This window comes from Aeromonas sp. 600527, assembly GCF_049175415.1.
In the GTDB taxonomy this organism is placed as follows: domain Bacteria; phylum Pseudomonadota; class Gammaproteobacteria; order Enterobacterales; family Aeromonadaceae; genus Aeromonas; species Aeromonas veronii_A.
This window is the reverse complement of the sequence record NZ_JAAKVA010000001.1, coordinates 88,171-107,481: the sequence shown is the minus strand read 5'-3', so window position 1 is coordinate 107,481 and position 19,311 is coordinate 88,171. Positions and strand designations below refer to the sequence as shown.

The following is a 19,311-nucleotide window of genomic DNA, read 5'->3' as shown; positions in this document are numbered from 1 at the left end:
TGGGGGCGAGCTGGCGCCCGCCCCTCACCTTTTCTTTTGTTATGCCGACACTTTTTGCTCCAGCTTGCCCAGTTCGCGCAGGATCTGCTCCGGCGTGAAGTGCCACTTGCGCAGCCAGACACCGCAAGCGTCGTGGATGGCGGTGGCGATGGCGGGCGCGGCCCCGTTCACCCCGATCTCCGAGATGGACTTGGCGCCGTAGGGGCCGACCTTGTCGTCACTCGGTACCAGGAAGGCCCGAAAATCGCGCGGAATGTCGCCAATCTTGGGCGCGCCATAGCTCTTCAGATCCCGGGTGAGCGGGATGCCCTTGCTGTCGTAGCAGATCTCTTCGGTCATGGTGTGGCCGATAGCCCGCATGGTCGCCCCGTAGATCTGGCCGAGGGCCAGCTCCGGGTTGATGGGGGTACCGCAGTCGAGCAGGGCGTAGAACTTGTCGAGCCGAATCTCGCCGGTTCTGACGTTGACCGCCACCTCGGCAAAATTGGCCCCATACGGGAAGGCGAGCTCAGAGGTGATGTAGCTGGCGGTGCCCACCAGAATGCCGAAGCCGGTACCGGTCTCCGCCTTGTGGGCCAGCTTGGCGAGGCTCACCTCCCCCTGCTTGCCGCGCACTATACCCGGGTGAACCAGCTCCACATCCTCCACCGGCTCGCCCAGCATGGCGGCGCCGTGGAACAGGATCTTCGCCTTGAGGTTCTCGGCCGCCATCTTGGCCGCGTTGCCGGAGAAGCAGGTGCCTGACGAGGCGTAGGCTCCCTTGTCGAACAGGGCGTGGTCGGTGTCGCCAGAGATCACATGCACATCGCTGAGCGGGCAACCGAGCACCTCGGCGGTCAGCTTGGCCACCACGGTATCGAGGCCGGTACCGATATCGGCGCCACCGGAGTGGACGATAAAGGTGCCGTCCGATTCCAGCTTGACCATGCAGTTGGCCTGATCGATATCCGGGATCCCCGATTTTTGCATGATGATGGCGACGCCACGACCGATGCGCCAATCCCCGTCGGCGGGTTTGGGGCTATCCCAGGCAATCAGTTCGCGACCCTGTTTGAGGATGGGCTCGAGGGCGCAACTGGCCGCGTGGGGCACAGAAGTCGGCATCTTGCCCTCGCCGATGGCCCCCAGCACCTTGAGGATGTCCCCTTCATGCACCCGGTTGTGCTCCACCATGTCGAGCTGATCGATGCCCAGTTTCTCGGCCAGCTCGGCAATGGCCATGGTCAGGGCGAAGTTGCCCTTGGGCGCGCCATAACCCTGATAGGCGCCGGTCGGGCAGATGTTGCTGTAATAGGTGTTGACGGTAAAGCGCACGTTGTCGCACGGATAGAGCGGCAGGGAGAGCGCAGGGCCGTTGCTCGGCACCGTCAGAGAGTGGTTGCCGTAAGGGCCGGTGTTGGCGCGAAAATCCATCTCGATGGCGGTGATGGTGCCATCTTTTTTGGCGCCCACTTTCACCTTCACCTTGGCCACATGGCGGGAGGTGTTGCTGATGAACTCCTCTTCACGGGTGTAGCGGAAGGTGACCGGACGGCCGGTGACCTTGGTCGCCCAGGCGCACACCTCTTCCAGCAGGATATCCTGCTTGGAGCCAAAACCGCCCCCTACCCGCTCCTTGATTACGTGCACCTGATGCTGCTTCATGCCGACGATGCGCGCCACCTGACGGCGCACGTGCCACGGCACCTGGGTGGATGCGTGAATGACCAGACGATCGCCATCCATGTAGGTGAAGCAGATGTGCGGCTCAGTCGGGCACTGCTGGGCCTGGGTCGATTCGTAGGTGCGCTCGACAATCTCGTCCGCCTCGGCAAAGCCTTTGGCCACGTCACCGATCTGGCCATGGACGCTGGCGGCCAGGTTCTCGTGCGGGCGGGAACCGATGGGGAAGTTGATGATCATGTGCTCGTCGCCACGGCGTACCGAGCAGGCGTTCTGCTGCTCGAGATCCGCCGGAGCGCCGGCCATGTAGACGATGGGCTCGTCGTGCACCAGCGGCGCATTGGGGGCCATCGCCTCGTCAATGCTCATGACTGCCGGCAGCACTTGATACTCGACCTCGATGAGCTTGAGCGCGGCCAATGCGATGGCTTCGCTCTCGGCCACCACGGCGGCCACCCGGTCACCGACGTGACGCAGCTTGCGGCCAAACATGCGGCGATCCAGCGGTGACGGCTCGGGCGCGCTCTGGCCACCCGGGGTGTAGTAAATATCCGGGCAGTTGAGGTGGGTGATGACGTGCACCACCCCCGGCATGGCTTCGGCGCGGCTCACGTCGAGTTTGGTGATCACCGCATGGGGATGGGGGCTGCGCAGCATCTTGATGACCAGCGCATCCTCGGTGACCCGATCCTCCACGTAGCAGGGCTTGGCCTGCACCATCTTGGCTGCGTCCACTTTCGGGCAACTCTTGCCGATATGGCGCAGATCGTCGCGAAACTCGGGGGCAATCTGGCACAGGTAATCGGGATCCTTCATCCGTGAACTGGCAAGCTCGATAGCCTGATAGAACTGCTGGTAGCCGCCGTCCCGGTGAAAGAGACCCGAGAGCGCGTCGTCGATTTGATCACGGGTCGGTTCGGGATGGCGATCAAGCAGGTCGGTGACGATGAGCGCCGCAGCCGGATCGTTGTAGCCGGACTGCACCACGCCCACATCTACCATCGCCTGCTGTACCAGACTGAGCTGGTTCCAGCTGCCCAGCGACTCGGCGGTGCGCACCTGCGCCCCATCCAGCTGTGCGGCGATCAGCAGGGAGGCGTTGATCACCTTGCCGTTGAAGAGAATGGCGTCGGATCCGGCAAAGCCAAAGCCGTCGTCGCTGTTGCGCACCGAGTGCATCCGGCACTGGTTGAACAGCACCCGCTGGGCATTCTCGCCAGCCGGGGTGATGACGGTGCGCAGGGCACCGTTCAGTGTGAAGTTGAGTTCCATCATGCCTGTACCTCCTGCTGCTGGCACTCGACCAGCAGATCCGCCACCACTACCCCGCTGATATAGCGCTTGTAGGTCACGCTGCCGCCGAGATCCTCGCGCGGTGCAACCAGCTCGCTCACGGCCGCCTCCAGCGCGGCATCGTGCAGATCGCGGCGCTCCACATCACGCAGGCGCATCGGCTGCGGGGTAACGCCAGCAACGGCGACCCGCATCTCGCCAAGGGCATCGAGGGCCACAGCGGCAGTCATCACCGCCAGACCATCGGCGTTACGGCTGATGCGACGAGTGGCGCAGCGCAGCGCGGGCTCCGGCAGCACCACCCCCAGCACCAGCTCCTTGCGCTGGCCCGCCAGATAGGCATCGATGGGTTGCAACTGATTGTTCTCCAGCACCACCACGGCTTCGAGTACCAGCAGTACCGGCAACAGCGGGGAGTCCTGCTGCTGGCAGGCAATTTCGCCGCCAATGGTGGCCTGATTGCGCAGATGGCGGGAGTAGACAAACCCCAGCGCCTCGCACAGGGCGGCCGGGGTACGGGGGTCATCTTTGAGGGCTTGCAGGGTGACGGTGGCGCCGATGTGGAGTTGACCGTGCTGTTGCTCAATCTGGCCAAGTCCGAGCTTGTCCAGCGAGATGGCAACCTTCTTGTCGGTGCGGGTCGGGGCTGCGTTGAGCTTGCTGCCGCCCCCCATGTAGACGGCGTCGTTGCCAAAGCGGGCCTTGAGTTCCAAAGCCTGACCCAGTTGTTCGGGTCGGAAGAATTGCTCAATCATGTGTCGTCCTTACTCTTGCTGCCCGCCGCCGGGCAAATCCACAGGGCGGGCAATCCGGTCCAAAACTGTGGAGGGTGGCCCTAGGCCAGCTGATCCATCCGTTGCCACAGGCGGCTCGCCACCTTGCTGGCCTGCTGATAAATGGGCTCGACGTCAAAGGCGAACTCGCGATCCTGATAGACCATGCGTCCCTCGACCATCACGCTGTTGACCGAGGATGAGCCCATACCGAAGGCGAGATGGCCGCCGAGGTTGCGCGGCGCCAGCGGGGTCGGTGCGGCGTAGTCGCAGATGGTGAGGTCGGCCTTGTAACCCGGCTCCAGGCGGCCAAATTTGGCGCCGAAGTTGCGCTCCAGCAGGGTGTTGCCGTTCCAGAGGAACCGGGCAAAGCTGTCGGGCCAGAGCGCTCCGCCGGCATCCTTGTGTTTGAAGTAGGCGAACTTGAGCTCTTCGAGCATGTCGGAGCCGATACCATCGGTGCCCAGCGCCAGATTGCGATACTCCGGCAGGTGCATGTTGTAGCCCACGTGGTTGTTCATGTTGGAGCGGGCGTTATGCACCAGGAAGGCATCGCGGCTGTTGAGCAGCTCGATGTCGGCCGGGCTCAGGTAGATGCCGTGGGCGATCAGGGTCTTGCTGTCGACAAGGCCAAACTCGTCCAGCCGGGCGATGGGCTCCTTGCCATAGTGGTGGTGACCGTGAGCCATGTCGTAGCGGTCTTCCGCCACATGGATATGCAGCCCGCGACCGGTGACCTGCACCGCTTCGCGCAGCATGGCGAGCCCCTCGTCGGGCACGGTGAAGGGGGCGTGGGCGCCGATATGGGCCTCCACCAGATAGGGTTCGCTCCCCTTGGCTTTGGCGGCATCAATGGCCTGCGCGAACAGGATGTTCTCCTCCACCCCGGCCTGCAGTTCGGCGAGGCCGCCGTTGCGATCCGTAGTCTCGAAGCATGTCATGCCACGCAGACCCGCCTCCATAAACCCTTTGCGCAACACATTCAGGGAGCCCTTGATGAAGTTGGGCGAAGCGTGGTGGTCGATCACCGCACTGCAGCCGCTCTTGATCGCTTCCAGCGAGCAGATGAGGCCGCTGTAGTAGAGGGACTCTTCATCGAGCGCCCGATCGAGGCGCCACCAGAGGTTTTTCAGGGTGGAGATAAAGTCCGGGCAAGGGGCGATATTGGCCATGATCCCCCGCGACAGGCCGGAGTAGAAGTGGTTGTGGGCACAGACGATGCCCGGCATCACCAGCTTGCCGCCCATCTCCCGATAGTTGGCCTCCGGGTAGAGGGCCCGCAGATTGGGCCCCACCGCTTTGATAAGCGATCCTTCGATGGCGATATCCACCCCTTCCAGCACCCGGGTCGGCTCCAGCTGGACAGCGGTGACGTTCTTCAGAATAAACATGGTTTGCTCCTTCGCTTATTCGTGGTTCGCTCAGGCCTCGACGGCCCCCAGCAGGTAGTGGTGATGAGCATGGACATGGCTGATGATCCGGCACATGTCGCCAAGGGCCGCTGGCGCATCCTTGATCCGGCTCTGGGCATCTATGGTCAGGCGATAGGTCTCGCCATCCTGACGCACCCGCAGTTCGCCACCGTCAGCCAGATAGAAACCGGGGTTGCGGCTGTTGTCGAAGTCCTCGGGCAGGCTGAAGATGGTGACCTTGTCCTGATAGGGCTTGCCCTGCCACGGGCAGAACTGGGCGCAGTTACCACATTCGTTGCAGTAGGCATCCAGGTGCAGGGTCTGGAACTGGTCTTTGAAGCCCGGCACCGCAATGGCGACGTTGGCCCGGTTGGGGCAGACATCCACGCACTTGCTGCAGAGGTAGTTGCACTCGAGGCAACGGTGCGCCTCTTGCGCCACGAAGGCATCGCGCTCGTTCTTGTCAACCATGGTGACGGCGATGCTCCCCTTGCGGCGGTAGATCTCATCCTTGCCCGACGACTGGATGGTCACTTCACTCTGATGGCTGGCGATATGCTCACGAGAGAGCACCAGATCCGCGGCGCGGCGGGCACCACCGATGGCACCGACGATGGAGGACGGGCCGCTCTGCACGTCACCGATGAGGAAGACGTTGCGACGGCTGGTTTCGCCGGTCTGGCCATCCACCTCGGGCCAGCCATCGCTGCCAAGGGGAATACCCATCGCTTTGAGCACCTCGCAGTCAGGCTGCTCGCCGATGGCGGTGATCAGGGCATCCATCTGCATCACTTCGGTCTGCTCGGTGGGTACCGGACGGCGGCGGCCCTGCTCGTCAGGATCCCCCAACGCCATCATCCGCACAGTGAGCTTGCCATCTTTCTCAAAGCGCTCCGGATTGGTGAGGAAGCAGAAACGCACCCCATCCTCCACCGCTTCCAGATACTCCTCGCGATAGGCGGGCATCTCTTTTTCGCTGCGACGGTAGATCACGGTCACATCGCTGACACCGGGCACCTTGAGGGCGGCGCGGGCACAGTCCATGGCGGTGTTGCCGGCACCGATCACCGCCACATGGCGGCCCAGCGGCAGCGGTTTGCCCTGATTGAAGCTGCGCAGGAAGTGGAAGGATTTGTAAATCCGCTCGTGTCCCCCATCGAGGCGCATGCCGCCATTCTTGTCGGCGCCGATGCCGACGAAGACATAGCTAAAGCCCTGGGCATGCAGCTTGTCGACGGTGAGCGCCGGATCGCAGCCAAACTCGAACTTGACCCCGTGGGCGGCGACAAAGTCGATGTCATGCTGGATAAGCTCGGCCGGAATGCGGAACTCGGGGATGATGTGCTTGACCACGCCACCGGCATCCGCTTCGCGCTCGAACACGGTGACCGGGTGACCGGCACGGGCCAGGAAGTAACCAGCGGAGAGACCGGCCGGGCCTGCACCAATCACCGCAACCGGATGCTTGTCTCCACTGCCTGCCGGTTTGTGCCAGCGGGCCTTGTACCCTTCCCAGCCGCGCTCCAGCGCCACTTTTTTCAGCTCGCGGATATTGAGCGCGCTGTCGTAGTCGAGACGGGTGCAGTTGTACTGGCACTGGTGATCGCAGATGTGGCTGGTGATGGCAGGCAAGGCGTTGCGCTGATAAATCAGCTCAAGGGCTGCCACATACTCCCCCTCGCCCATCAGGCGAATGTACTCTGGGATATCCTGATGCACGGCGCAGGCGGTGACGCAGGGCGCCACGTAGCAGTCGGTCAGCGGCAGGCCACCACCCACTTCGATGCGATCCTCGGACTTCCACTCCTTCTGGGTGTAATCCATGGTGAGCGCCTTGGCGGCAAGCGCCTCCAGCTTGGCCACATCCACCTGACTCATGCCCCAGCTGTCAGAAGCGTCGATCTCTTTGAGGCACTCGATCTGGCGCAGGTAGCCACCCGGCTTGAGCAGATCGGTGGCCATGGTGATGGGACGGATACCGGTCTCGAAGATCTCGGCGATGTTGAACTTGCTGGCACCGCCCGAGTAGGAGATGGGCAGCTTGCCATCGAAGGCGCGGGACAGCACGGCCGCCACGTTGATGGAGAGCGGGAACAGCGCCCGGCCGGACATATACATTTCATCGCCGGGCAGCGCCCCTTTGCGGTTGATGGTGCCGAGAGTGTTGGTGAGCTTGACCCCGAAGGTGAGCCCCTTCTCGGCCCCCAGCGCCATCAGACGGGTCAGCATCGCCTTGGCCTGATCCAGCTTGAGGTCGTGATCGAACGACTCTTCGCTCAGACCAATGTAATCAAAGCCGCAGGTATCGAGGATCTCGCGCACCCGCGGGTAGCCCAGCAGGGTCGGGTTCAGTTTGACGAAGGTGTTGAGCCCCTTCTCTTCCAGCATGTAGCGACAGATGGCCTCTATCTCGTTGGGCGGGCAGCCATGCATGGTAGAGAGGGTAACGCCGTGCACCAGATTGGCCGGGATACGATCTACCAGCTGTTGCAGGCGATCGCGCCGCGCCCCCAGTCCCAGCTCGGCGATAAACTGCTCGTCGGCCACGAGGTCACGTACCACCTGCTGGTACTCGGCAAATTTCGGACTTTGGCTTGCATCCATCAGGCTGTGGATGAACTGCTGCATCGGTGGCTGTTTGATGCCATCGAGGTTGTACCCCACGCTCATGTTGAAGATGAAGGACTTGGCCTCTCCGTCGAGCCGCGGATCGAACACCTCTTCCAGCAGGTAGAGGGCAAACCAGGCTTTAAGATACTCGTCAAATGCCTTGGGCAGGGTGAACTCGGTAGACCACTCGGTATTGAAGCACTCATCCTCGGCATCGATACAGGGCTTTTCCAGTTCGAGACGGTCCAGGATCTGCACCGTCTTGAGCTCGATAAAGCGCCCGCCGGTCAGCCAGGAGGTGACGATGTTCTGGGCCAACTGGGTATGGGGGCCGGCTGCCGGGCCAATGGGGGTCTCGCAGGTTTCACCGAACACCTTGATCTTGCGCTCGTCCTGCTTGCGATAGAATTGCGCGGCGGGAATACCAAAAATGCTCTGACTCTCTTTATATTCCGCGAAAATACGGGTCAGCAGGTTCTTGAACGGAACGGGTCGCATAATATCGCCCATGGCTATCTCCTTGCAGCTGTTCTGCCCATTGGCAGCATGAATAAATGGGGTATCCCGCACGGGTGTTCCCCCTTGGCAAGGAGAAGAGCAACAATCAGGCCACTACAGTTACAAAACTATTTTTTACGGTAAAAGCGTGAGACAGCTCCAATTAATGGAGAGAATTTACGATGCCACCATTATGGGTGTTGCGAGTAGTTATCAATCACTCTGGAATTTACTTAATGAGCAGTTCAAAAAGAACTCGCTCTATCAGTTCAAGTGCGAGAAATATCACTTTGATACGCCATTTATCTCCCCGTTATCTTTTTAAACTGGGTTATTTCGTGGGCTCGCTCTCATTTTCAAGAATGCCACCCAGCAGCGCCTGATAGCGCTCCGGGGTATCCACATCAAACAGGATGGCGGGGCTGTCAACGGGCACCATACGGTGCGGATGCCCTCGCAACCAGCGTCGTACCGACGGCTGCACCGGGGCCGCTGCCAGCTCGCGGGCAAGGGATTTGGGCAGCAACACCGGATGGCCCGCCTCCCCCTGCCAGGTGGGAAAGAGAGCCTCACAACCCCGAGCCTGCCAGATCTGTTGATAGACCTCGCGCGGGATACAGGGGAGATCCCCGTGGCTGATAAAGAGGTAGTCAGCGTCACTGGCCGCCAGGGCGCAGCGGATGGAGCTGCCCAGCCCCTGCCGATAGTCGGGGTTGTGGACGACAACAATATCCGGCCGTGATCCGTAGCGCGCTTGAAGTTCCTCGCCACGATGGCCCACCACCAGAATAACGCGCTGACAAAAAACCAGGGCATTTTTTAGACTTGCATCAAGCATTGTCCCCTGGCAATAAGGTAGCATCATTTTCCAGGTACCCATTCGGGAAGATAAACCCGCCGCCGTTATTATACAGTCACAATGCTCTTGTTCCTGGCAACGTTGTTTTCCACTCCCTTCGATATTTATTTTGGTCGTCATTATGTCGCTACCACACGTTGTTGCTGTCGCATTTCCAGATATAGATCCGCTATTAAACTCGCTCACCAAAAATATTGATAGCCATACCACCTTAATTAGCCTCTGCGGGGCCGGTGGAAAAACCAGCACCCTGTTCTGGCTGGCGGAATATTTTTATCAACAGGGTAAAAGGGTGCTAATTACCACCACCACCCGGATGTTTCTGCCTGCCCCGTCACACTATCGGGAATTGATCCTGGAAGCCGATCCCGTCCGCCAGTTGACCCGCTGTCAGGCGCTACCGGATGGCCCGGCGCTGGTCGCCCTTTTCAGCCATATCGATCAGGCCAGCGGCAAGGTGGCGGGTCCTACTCCCCAGCAGATTGATCTCATCAAGGGACAGCAGCGCTTCGATCTTATCCTGGTCGAGGCGGATGGCGCCCATCACAAGTTATTGAAAGTGCCCGCTTTGCACGAACCTTGCATTCCCCAGAGCAGTGATTGGGTGATCGCCCTGACGGGCGGCGCCATGGTGGGGGCCAAGGCCGACCCGCAGCAGATCCACCGCTGGGCACAGCTTCAGGCACTGTGCGGGATAGAGGCCGGTGACCCCCTCGACTGGGCCCTGTATAACCAGCTGATCTCCCACCCCGAGGGGCTGTTCAAGGGCACCCCGGCCAGGGCGCGCCGGATCTGGTTTATCAATGGGGATTATCAAAATGAGGCGTCGTGGCTCGATGAATTGATAAAGCTGCATAGCTGCCACCCCGAGATCTATGCCATCTGGCAGGGGGCGGTTCGCGAGCCACAGCCCATTCGCCACGCACTCGGTTACTTCGCTCTGGATGAGGCACAGCCGCCTCGCCCATGATGGTTTAAGGATAAGAAGAGGTACCTTATGAATCTGTTTGCACACGCAGCCCGACTGGAACAGGAGAACACTCCGTTTGCCATGGCCCAGATCATCGAGAGCCGCGGCTCCACCCCGCGCCATCAGGCCCAGATGCTGGTAATGGCCGATGGCCAGATCCTCGGTACCATCGGCGGCGGCATGATCGAACGGCTGGTGATCGAGGAAGCGATGGCCGCCATTGCCGAACGCAAGCCGCGCATCTTCCATGGCCGGATGGCTCGCAACGGCGAGCATGCGGTGGGGTCGGACTGTGGCGGCGCCATGTCGGTCTATATCGATGTCTACGGCCTGCGCCCCCGTCTGGTACTGATCGGCGCCGGCCACGTCAACCGGGCTGTGGCCCATGCTGCGGCGCCGCTCGGCTTTGATGTCCATGTAGGGGATTGCTTCGAGGGGAGCCTCAACCCTGACCTCTTCCCCGCCGGTACCCATCTGGTGCAGGCCGATACCATCAGCGCGGTGATCGATAAACTGGCCATCGAGCCCGCCAACTTCGTCATCATCGCCACCAACCATCAGGACAAGGAGGCACTGGATCGGCTCATCAGCCGTCCCCTCGCCTATCTGGGGCTGCTCGCCAGCAAGCGCAAGGTGCAGACCTTCACCCAGGCACTGCGCCAGCAAGGGGTGAGCCAGGAGCAACTGCAGCAACTGCACGCCCCCATCGGCTACAACATCGGCGCCGAGACCCCCGAGGAGATCGCCATCAGCATTCTCGCCGAGTTGTTGCAGGTGAAAAACGGCAAGGCAGGCGGTCTGATGCAGGATGATGTGCGCCTCAAGCGGGATCAGCTGGTGGTGATGCGCGGCTCCGGCGATATCGCCACCGGGGTGGCGCTGCGCCTGCACAATGCCGGCTTCAAGGTGGTGATGCTGGATCTCGACAAGCCCACGGTGATCCGCCGCACCGTCGCCTTCGCCCAAGGGATGTTCGACGGCGAAACAAGGGTCGAGGGAGTGCGTGCCAAGCGGGTCGAGAACGTCGAACAGGCGTTCGAGCAGCTGGATCGGGGCGTCATTCCGCTACTGGTTGACCCCGACTGTGCCACCCTCGCCGAGCTCAAACCCCGCTATCTGGTGGATGCCATCCTCGCCAAGCAGAATCTCGGCACCCACAAGGAGATGGCCCCCATTACGGTAGCCCTTGGCCCGGGGTTTGAGGCGGGGCGCGACTGCGATGCGGTCATTGAGACCAACCGCGGCCACCATCTGGGGCGGGTCATCTATCAGGGCCCCGCCCAACCCAATACCGGCATTCCCGGGGTGATCGAGGGGCACTCCGCCCGCCGGGTGGTGCGCGCCCCCGTCGCCGGGGTGATGAAGAGCATTATCAAGCTCGGTGATCTGGTGCAGGAGGGGGATGTGATCGCCCATGTGGGGGACGCCCCCATTATCGCGCCGCTCTCCGGCATGGTGCGGGGGCTGCTCAGCGATGGCATCGAGGTGACCGTCGGCTTCAAGATCGGTGACATCGACCCCAGAGGCGAGCGGGCCGACGCCACTACGGTATCGGACAAGGCACGCGCCATCGGCGGCGCCGTGCTGGAAGCCATGATGCATCTGGCCCAGCGCCGATAACGGCGCTTCGCGTCCCTCTTCAGCACCAAGTTCAGCACCAAGCAAAAGCCCCACCATGATGGTGGGGCTTTTTTCCGCCTGTCGGTTGATGCAGCTCCTTTACATCAGGGGAACCTGCATCACGACCGGGTTCGTTGCAATCGCCAGGCTCGCACCGCCAGCACAACCAGAGTGATGGCGGTGAGCGGCAATACAAAACCGGTTAGCGCTGCGCTGAACTGACCTTGCAGCGGACTGGATGTAGCGTGGAGGATCAGCCAGCAGGTGTAGCCGATGTAGTAGGCCAGAAACAGCGCCCCTTCCCAGCGGGCGATGGTGTAACCGGTAAAGAAGATGGGCAGGCAGGCAAGCGCCACCGCAATCATTACCGGAATATCGAACTGAAGGGCGGTGGCCGACACTTCAAGCCCACCGGGAGTGACGATGGAGGTGAGCCCCAGCACGCAGAGGATATTGAAGATATTGCTGCCCACCACGTTCCCCACAGCGATATCCCGCTCCCCGCGCAGGGCTGCGACGATGGAGGTCACCACTTCGGGCAAGGAGGTACCGGCCGCCACTATGGTCAAGCCGATGATCAGATCGCTCACCCCGAAGTAGTGTGCAATCTCAACCGCACTGCCAACCAGCAGGCGGGAGCCGAGGATCAGCAGACCCAGACCTGCGGCAATAAAGAGCAGATTGCGCAACCAGTTGCCCGCCGTACTCGCTTCACGGGTACCAAACTCCTGCTCATACTCCGCCTGCACCGCTTTGTTTTCCCGTCGACTCTGGACAAAGAGAAACACGGTGTAGGCGATGATGCCGGCAAACAGCAGCGCCCCTTCCAGTGGTGCAATACGGCCATCGTAGCCCAGCAACAACACCAGAAAAGAGACCACTATCATTAAGGGAACGTCGAGACGTACCAGTTGCTGGGAGACGGTCAACGGTACGATCAGTGCCGAAATACCTAAAATAAACAGCACGTTGAAAATATTGCTGCCGACCACGTTTCCCACTGCGATCCCTGCCTGCCCCTCGAGGCCAGACTGGATGCTCACAGCCAGCTCGGGAGCACTGGTCCCAAAGGCCACTATGGTCAATCCCACCACCAGTGGCGATATCCCCATCATGGTGGCGAGGCGAGAGGCGCCCCGCACCAGAGATTCGGCCCCCACCACCAGACACACCAGGCCTACAGCCAACCACACCAGCGTCATCATACGGTCTCATCCTTGCCGTTAGGTTCGTTGAAATAATCACAATAAATCAGATACCTGTGCTCCAGCACAGTCAGACCACGCCATTGTAACGAGGGGTTGGTCCCCTGTCGCGGGCTCTTTTGAGTGCCGTTTATCGTGCCACTGGCAGCCCAGTCACCACTCAACCATGCTTGATGCGAGTCTCCCCCGCCACCGACACCACAGAGCGCTTGCCCTTGCGGCTGATGACGAGAAGCGCCAGCACGATAAGGGCGATACCGCTCCCCTCCACCGGCCCCGGATTTTCACCAAGCAGCCACCATGAGAGCAGCACGCCGCTCACCGGCACCGCCAGGGTGCTGAGGCTGGCGATCCCTGCCGGCAGCTTTTTCAGTACGAACAGCCAGAGGCTCCAGGCCAGCGCCGTGGCGAAGATGGCGCTGTAGGCGAGCGCGCCAAACACATAGGGCTGCCAGTCGATGGGTCGCTCCGGCACCAGCGCCGCCACCACGGCCATCACCATGGTGGCGTAGATCATCTGCCAGGTGGTGAGGGACATCAGATCCACCGCGGGATGGCGGGCATACATCCGCTTGGCGATGATGGCGCTAATCCCCCAGCAAATGCCGGAAGCAATCCCCAGCAGCGCACTCTTCATGGAATCCAGATGCAATTGCCAGGGCTCGATCACCAGCAGCAGCCCGCAGGCAGCCACCCCGACTGCCAGATAGTGGAGCTTGCGCATCCGCTCGCCGAGAAAGAGCGCCGCGAAGATCACCACCCAGAACGGCATGGTGTAGCTCAGAATGGCCACCTTGCCCGCACCGCCGCTGATCAGCGCCCACTGGGCCAACCCCACCATGCCGCAGGTCTGGAACAGGGCGATGGCGAAGGTATAGCGAAACGGGGTGGGTTTGAGATAACGGCGCCCGCGCAGGGCCAATACCAACAGCAGAACCAGAGATCCGCACAGGCAGCGCAGGGCAGTGAATTCGAAAGCCCCCGCGTAGAGCATCACCTGCTTCATCACGATCCAGCTGTAACTCCAGATGGCGGTGAGCAGGATCAATCCCACCAGCGCCGCCATATTGATCTTTCCACTCATTTGTTTGTTACTCACCTCTTGTCACTCATTGCGCAGGGTCTGTTCTCGGCGTCTTGCCCGCGCTTGAAGGCGGCCATCTTACGCCGCTCATCCTCCGCTGACCATGACTGCCCCAAAATGAACAAGGGGGCCGTCGGCCCCCGCAATCACACTCAACCCGAGCTGGAACGCCTAGCGGCAGATAAGGGTTCCCGTCTTGCCGGCAATGCCGTCGGCGGCCTTCTCCAGCAAGGTGATCAGGGATTTGCGCCCCGGCATGGAGGTCGCGAACGAGAGCGCTGCCTCCACCTTGGGCAGCATGGAACCCTTGGCAAACTGCCCCTGTGCAATAAAGCTGTTGGCATCGGCCACGCTCAGCTGATCGAGCCACTGCACATCGGGCTTGCCGAAGTTGATGGCGACCTTCTCTACCGCGGTAAGGATGATCAGCATATCGGCGTCGATGAGCTCCGCCAGCTTGGCACTGGCCCAATCCTTGTCGATCACCGCACTGGCACCGCGCAGGTGATTGCCCTCCCGCAGCACCGGAATGCCACCGCCACCGACGGTGATCACCACCTGACCGGCGGCCAGCATGGCTGAGACGGTCTCCTTCTCGATGATATCGACGGGTTTGGGGGATGCGACCACCCGGCGATAGCCACGGCCGGCATCCTCTTTGAGCCGCTCGCCCCTGGCCATCAATGCTTCGGCCTCCTCCTTGCTGAAGAAACCGCCGATGGGTTTGCTCGGGTCGAGGAAGGCGGGATCGTTTTTATCCACCTCCACCTGGGTCACCAAAGTGGCAACCGGCTTGTGAATACCACGCGCCAGCAAGGCCTCGCGCAGGGCGTTTTGCAGGTCATAACCGATATAACCCTGACTCAGGGCCACGCAGACCGACATGGGCAGATGGGGCGCCTTGGGGTCATGGCGGGCCGCAACCTCGAACGCCTGCTGGATCATCCCCACCTGCGGGCCGTTGCCGTGGGTCACCACCACCTCATGCCCCTGAGCGATCAGGTCGGCAATGGTGCCCGCCGTGCTCTGCACCGCCTTCATCTGCTCGGGCAGGTTGTTGCCCAGCGCATTGCCACCAAGGGCCAGTACGATTCTCTGTTTCATCTTGTTATCTCCAGTGATGGGACAAGCCGGCGCAATACCGGCCCACCTTTCGTTGTTCACATAACCTTGCTGCTCTGCGTGTTTCGAACTGATTGTCAGCCGGCCACTGTGGGGCAAGGCGAGTGCAGCTCCGGCGCCAAGGCCGGATCAAAGGGCGCTCTGGCCAGAAAACGGCCGTGACCACGCCGCCCCAGAAACTCGCCGTCGCGAGCGACTATCTCGCCGCGGCTCAGGGTCATTCTGATCCGGCCGGGGCAGCGCATCCCCTCGTAGGGGCTGTAGTCACCGTTGTCATGCAGCGCGGCATGACGGATCAGGGTCTCGCCACAGGGATCCATCAGCACCAGATCGGCATCAGACCCCGCTTGCAAGTTGCCCTTGCGCGGCCAGAGGCCAAACAGGCGCGCCGGGTTGGCGCTGGTGAGGGCCACGAAGCGGGACGGCGAGATGCGCCCCCCCAACACCCCGTGGGCAAACAGCAGCAGCATCCGGTTCTCGACGCCCGGCAAGCCGTTGGGGCAGCGGCTGAAATCGCCGCCCGAGAGGGTCATGCGCTGGGCGTGGGAGAAATTGCAGTGATCGGTCGCCACCGTGTCGATGTCGCCCGCAGCGATACCGACCCACAGCTTGTCCTGCTCGCGGCGCGAGCGCAGCGGCGGGCTGAGCAGATAGTCGACCCCGTTCTCCCGGTAGTAGCAGGAATCATCCAAAAGCAGATATTGCGGGCAGGTCTCCACCCAGACTGGCTGGCCCTGACGGCGCGCCAATTTCAGATACTCCAGCCCCAGTCCGTTTGAGAGGTGGACGATATAGAGCGGCGCATTGCCAGCGAGCCCCGCCAGATTGATCATCCGGGCGATGGCCTCCGCCTCGCACTCCAGCGGGCGGCTTTGCGGGTGATACCAGGGCTCATTGTGACCGGCGGCCAGCAGGGCCGCACGGTGCGCCTCGATGGCGGCATCGTTCTCGGGATGGACGGTGGCGAGCGCCCCCACCTCCTTGAGGCGGGCTAGGGCGCGCAGCACGTCATGGTCCCCCAGCTTGTACTGGTAGGTGAGATAGAGCTTGAAGCTGCTGATCCCCTCCTCCTGCACCATGGCGGCCATCTCGTGGAGGATGGCGTCATCCACATGCTGGATCACGCCGTGAAAGCTGTAGTCGATCACCGCCTGATCGGCGGCGTACTCGTGATAGCGGGCCAGCTGGTGATGCAGATTGCACCCCGCCGGGCCAAATCCCATGTGGTCGATGATGGTGGTGGTGCCACCACAGGCGGCGGCACGGGTACCGCTGAAAAAGTCATCGCAACTGCGGGCAATCCCCACATCGATGTTGAAGTGGGTGTGGACGTCGATGCCACCCGGCATTACATAGCAGCCGCTAGCATCGATCACCTCGGTTTCGCCATCGGGCTGGATATCGGCGGCACGGGCGCGGATCACCCCGTGCTCGATCAGCAGATCCTGACGATATTCACCCTGCGCATCGACCAGCACACCGTTTTTGATCAGCCGTTTCATCCCCACCACCTCGAATGTATCTTCCCTTCAAACAGCAAGGCCCCGCCTCAATGGAGACGGGGCACTTTCAACAGCTGGGCGGCGATGGAAGTCACCACCCGGCAGACCCCTTACTTGTCCAGCTCGGCCAGATAGAGCATGGGGATCACGGCGTACATGGCGGCGCACTTGACCAGATGCTCTTTCCAGGTCTTCTCATTCGGGGCGTGGGCCTCCGGCTCTTTACCCGGGCCAAAGCCGATGACCGGAATACCGTGGCGACCCATGATGGAGACCCCGTTGGTCGAGAAGGTCCACTTGTCCACCACCGGCTCCTTGTTGAACAGCTCGCGATAAGCCTTGGAGAGGGTTTTGACGGTGATGTGATCCTCTTCCACCTTCCAGGTCGGGAAGTAGCACTCGGTCGGGTAGACCAGACCGGTGTAGGCCGGACGGTCGTACTGGTACATGGAGACCTCGGCACCGGCGGCTTGCACCGCAGGCAGGGCGCGGATCTCGTCGAGTGCCCCTTGCCAGGTCTCGCCCCAGGTGAGACGGCGGTCGATGGAGACGGCGCAGCTGTCCGCTACGGCGCAGCGGCTCGGCGAAGTGAAGAAGATCTCGGAGACGGTCAGGGTGCCCTTGCCGAGGAAGTCGTCGTTGCCGAGGTTGTGGCTCAGCTCCTGCAGCTCGCCAAGGATCGGGCCCATCTTGAAGATGGCGTTGTCACCGCGCTCCGGCGCAGAGCCGTGGCAGCTGACACCCTGAACTTCAACGCGGATCTCCATGCGGCCGCGCTGGCCACGGTAGATCTGGCAGTCGGTGGGCTCGGTACTGACCACGAACTCGGGGCGGATCTTGCTCTGCTCGATGATGTACTGCCAGCAAAGACCGTCGCAGTCCTCCTCCTGTACGGTACCGGTCACCAGCAGGGTGTACTGATCTTCCAACCCCAGATCCTTGATGATCTTGCCCGCGTAAACCATGGAGGCCATGCCGCCTTCTTGGTCAGATGCGCCGCGGCCACCGATTATCTCGTGATCTTCCATCCCCTCATAGGGATCGAAGGTCCAGTTGGCGCGGTTGCCGACCCCGACCGTGTCTATGTGGGCATCCATGGCGATCAGGTGCGGGCCGTGGCCGATATAACCCAACACGTTGCCCATGGGGTCGATCTCGACCTTGTCAAAGCCAACCTTCTCCATCTCCTGCTTGATGCGCAGCACGACGCGCTCTTCATCGCAGCTCTCGCTCGGGATGGCGATCATGTCGCGCAGGAACTGACTCATCTCGGCCTTGTACTGGTAGGCCTTCTCCAACACCATTTCAAACGGAATTTGCTTGCTCATTGTGATTCTCCATAACAACTGAGAGTGCGCGGCCTGTTCGTCGACAGCGCCCTGTGCCCGTTACCGCGCCCCGTTGACGAGGTGCGATCAGTTCTCCAATTCGTGTCTCTGCTCTGGCGGGAGAGTTAGTCGCAGGCAGGATGCTTGCCTTCCCACACCACTTCCCGGTAGTGGGTCACATCGGTGTCCCCTTCGGTGTTGATGATCAGCACCACGGAGTCGCGACTTAGCCCGAGACGTTCCATCAGCGCCGCGCGATCCGGGTGGTGACGCACTGCCGCCAGCACGCCGGTACCGACCGAGCCGGACTCACCGGAGATGATGCGCGGATCATTGCCAAGGGGGTTGCCGAGCACTCTCATGCCCAATGCCGACACCTTGTCGTGACAGGAGATGAACTGGGTGGTGCAGCTTCTGAGCAGCGGCCAACCGAGGGGGTTGGGTTCGCCACAGGCGAGACCGGCCATGATGGTGCGCATATCGCCCCCCACGTTGACCATCTCCCCCGCCACACCGGAGCGGTAGATGCAGTCGGCCTGATCCGGTTCGACCACGATACTGTGCAGGTTTTTTGCTCCGAAGCAGTCCACCAGATAACCCAGCACCCCGCCCGCCAGCGCACCTACGCCAGCCTGCAGCAGCACGTGGGTGGGCTGCTTGATACCCATGGCCTGCATCTGCTCGACCGCTTCGTCGGCCAGAGTGGAGTAACCCTGCATGATCCAGGTCGGGATCTTGGTGTAACCCTCCCAGGCGGTGTCCTGCACTATGTGCCAGCCGCGCTCTTCGGCCATCTTCATGGTCAGGCGCACGGTGTCGTCGTAGTTCATGTCGGTGACGATGCACTCGGCACCCAAATTCAGGATGTGATCCACCCGCTCCTGAGCGGAGCCCTTGGGCATGTAGACCACCGCATGCTGACCCACCTGCTTGGCGGCCCAGGCAACTCCGCGACCGTGGTTGCCATCCGTGGTGGTGGCGAAGGTCATCGGCTCCTTGATGGTGCGTTTTATGAGATCGAAGGAGAAATCCTCGATGGCCACACCGTATTTTTCACAGAGCAGATTGGCGATAGCATAAACGCCACCCAGCATCTTGAAGGCATTGAGGCCAAAGCGCTTTGACTCGTCCTTGACCAATATATTTTTCACCCCGATATAGGCGGCCAGCTCTTTCAGGTCGCACAGGGGGGTCGGCTCATAACCGGCCAGTTTTTTATGAAAGGCACGAGCCTTTTGTGCTTCAACACGGGAAAACAGCGGTGATGGCTCGGCGGTAAAAAAGCGGTTATCGGCAATATCCATCTTCAAAGAAAATTGGGACATGCTTACCTCACTAGGCGTTACCAGACAAAGAGCTGCCTCGCCGGGAGA

13 protein-coding genes are annotated in these 19,311 nt (G+C 61.4%); 2 read left to right on the top strand and 11 right to left on the bottom strand.

Annotated elements, in window-relative coordinates; translation table 11 throughout:
• Positions 1–39: 39 nt before the first annotated feature.
• The 5 genes from G5154_RS00505 to mocA all read right to left on the bottom strand — a co-directional run bounded on the left by G5154_RS00505 (position 40) and on the right by mocA (position 9,227).
• Positions 40–2,937 (bottom strand): molybdopterin-dependent oxidoreductase Mo/Fe-S-binding subunit, encoded by a 2,898-nt coding sequence (locus tag G5154_RS00505; RefSeq protein ID WP_421250068.1) that lies wholly within the window; start codon positions 2,935–2,937, stop codon positions 40–42.
• Positions 2,934–3,710, bottom strand: a complete 777-nt coding sequence (ygfM, locus tag G5154_RS00500; protein WP_064335992.1) for a molybdopterin-dependent oxidoreductase FAD-binding subunit — start codon at positions 3,708–3,710, stop codon at positions 2,934–2,936. Before ygfM ends, G5154_RS00505 begins: the two co-directional genes overlap by 4 nt.
• Before the next feature lie 80 nt (positions 3,711–3,790).
• On the bottom strand, positions 3,791–5,119 hold the full coding sequence (ssnA, locus tag G5154_RS00495; RefSeq protein ID WP_071910238.1) for a putative aminohydrolase SsnA: 1,329 nt from the start codon (positions 5,117–5,119) through the stop codon (positions 3,791–3,793).
• A 30-nt stretch (positions 5,120–5,149) separates the two neighbouring features.
• The gene (gene ygfK / locus G5154_RS00490) at positions 5,150–8,260 is read right to left on the bottom strand and encodes a putative selenate reductase subunit YgfK (RefSeq protein WP_421250067.1); all 3,111 of its coding nucleotides are present in this window, start codon (positions 8,258–8,260) and stop codon (positions 5,150–5,152) included.
• A 319-nt stretch (positions 8,261–8,579) separates the two neighbouring features.
• A complete protein-coding gene (mocA, locus tag G5154_RS00485) occupies positions 8,580–9,227 on the bottom strand; it encodes a molybdenum cofactor cytidylyltransferase (RefSeq protein ID WP_319920224.1) in 648 nt (215 codons plus the stop codon).
• A 1-nt stretch (position 9,228) separates the two neighbouring features.
• Here mocA and yqeC point away from each other — a divergent pair, with 1 nt between their 5' ends.
• Entirely contained in the window at positions 9,229–10,077 is an 849-nt protein-coding gene (gene yqeC / locus G5154_RS00480; protein WP_421249777.1) for a selenium cofactor biosynthesis protein YqeC, read from the top strand.
• Positions 10,078–10,104: 27 nt separating this feature from the next.
• Entirely contained in the window at positions 10,105–11,697 is a 1,593-nt protein-coding gene (gene yqeB / locus G5154_RS00475; RefSeq protein ID WP_421250066.1) for a selenium-dependent molybdenum cofactor biosynthesis protein YqeB, read from the top strand.
• Between the two features lie 119 nt (positions 11,698–11,816).
• Here the strand turns inward: yqeB and G5154_RS00470 are convergent, their stop codons facing one another.
• From G5154_RS00470 to dpaL, 6 genes are all read right to left on the bottom strand, one after another.
• Positions 11,817–12,902: a calcium/sodium antiporter gene (locus G5154_RS00470; RefSeq protein ID WP_151285962.1), complete on the bottom strand. Its 1,086-nt coding sequence runs from the start codon at positions 12,900–12,902 to the stop codon at positions 11,817–11,819.
• A gap of 160 nt (positions 12,903–13,062) precedes the next feature.
• A complete protein-coding gene (locus G5154_RS00465) occupies positions 13,063–13,986 on the bottom strand; it encodes a DMT family transporter (protein ID WP_245096859.1) in 924 nt (307 codons plus the stop codon).
• A gap of 171 nt (positions 13,987–14,157) precedes the next feature.
• The gene (arcC, locus tag G5154_RS00460; protein ID WP_421250065.1) at positions 14,158–15,090 is read right to left on the bottom strand and encodes a carbamate kinase; all 933 of its coding nucleotides are present in this window, start codon (positions 15,088–15,090) and stop codon (positions 14,158–14,160) included.
• Between the two features lie 95 nt (positions 15,091–15,185).
• On the bottom strand, positions 15,186–16,610 hold the full coding sequence (gene hydA, locus G5154_RS00455) for a dihydropyrimidinase (protein ID WP_421250064.1): 1,425 nt from the start codon (positions 16,608–16,610) through the stop codon (positions 15,186–15,188).
• Positions 16,611–16,720: 110 nt separating this feature from the next.
• A complete protein-coding gene (locus G5154_RS00450; RefSeq protein WP_042011253.1) occupies positions 16,721–17,938 on the bottom strand; it encodes a YgeY family selenium metabolism-linked hydrolase in 1,218 nt (405 codons plus the stop codon).
• Positions 17,939–18,063: 125 nt separating this feature from the next.
• Complete coding sequence (dpaL, locus tag G5154_RS00445; protein ID WP_421250063.1) at positions 18,064–19,263, bottom strand: diaminopropionate ammonia-lyase; 1,200 nt, start codon at positions 19,261–19,263, stop codon at positions 18,064–18,066.
• Positions 19,264–19,311 lie beyond the last annotated feature (48 nt).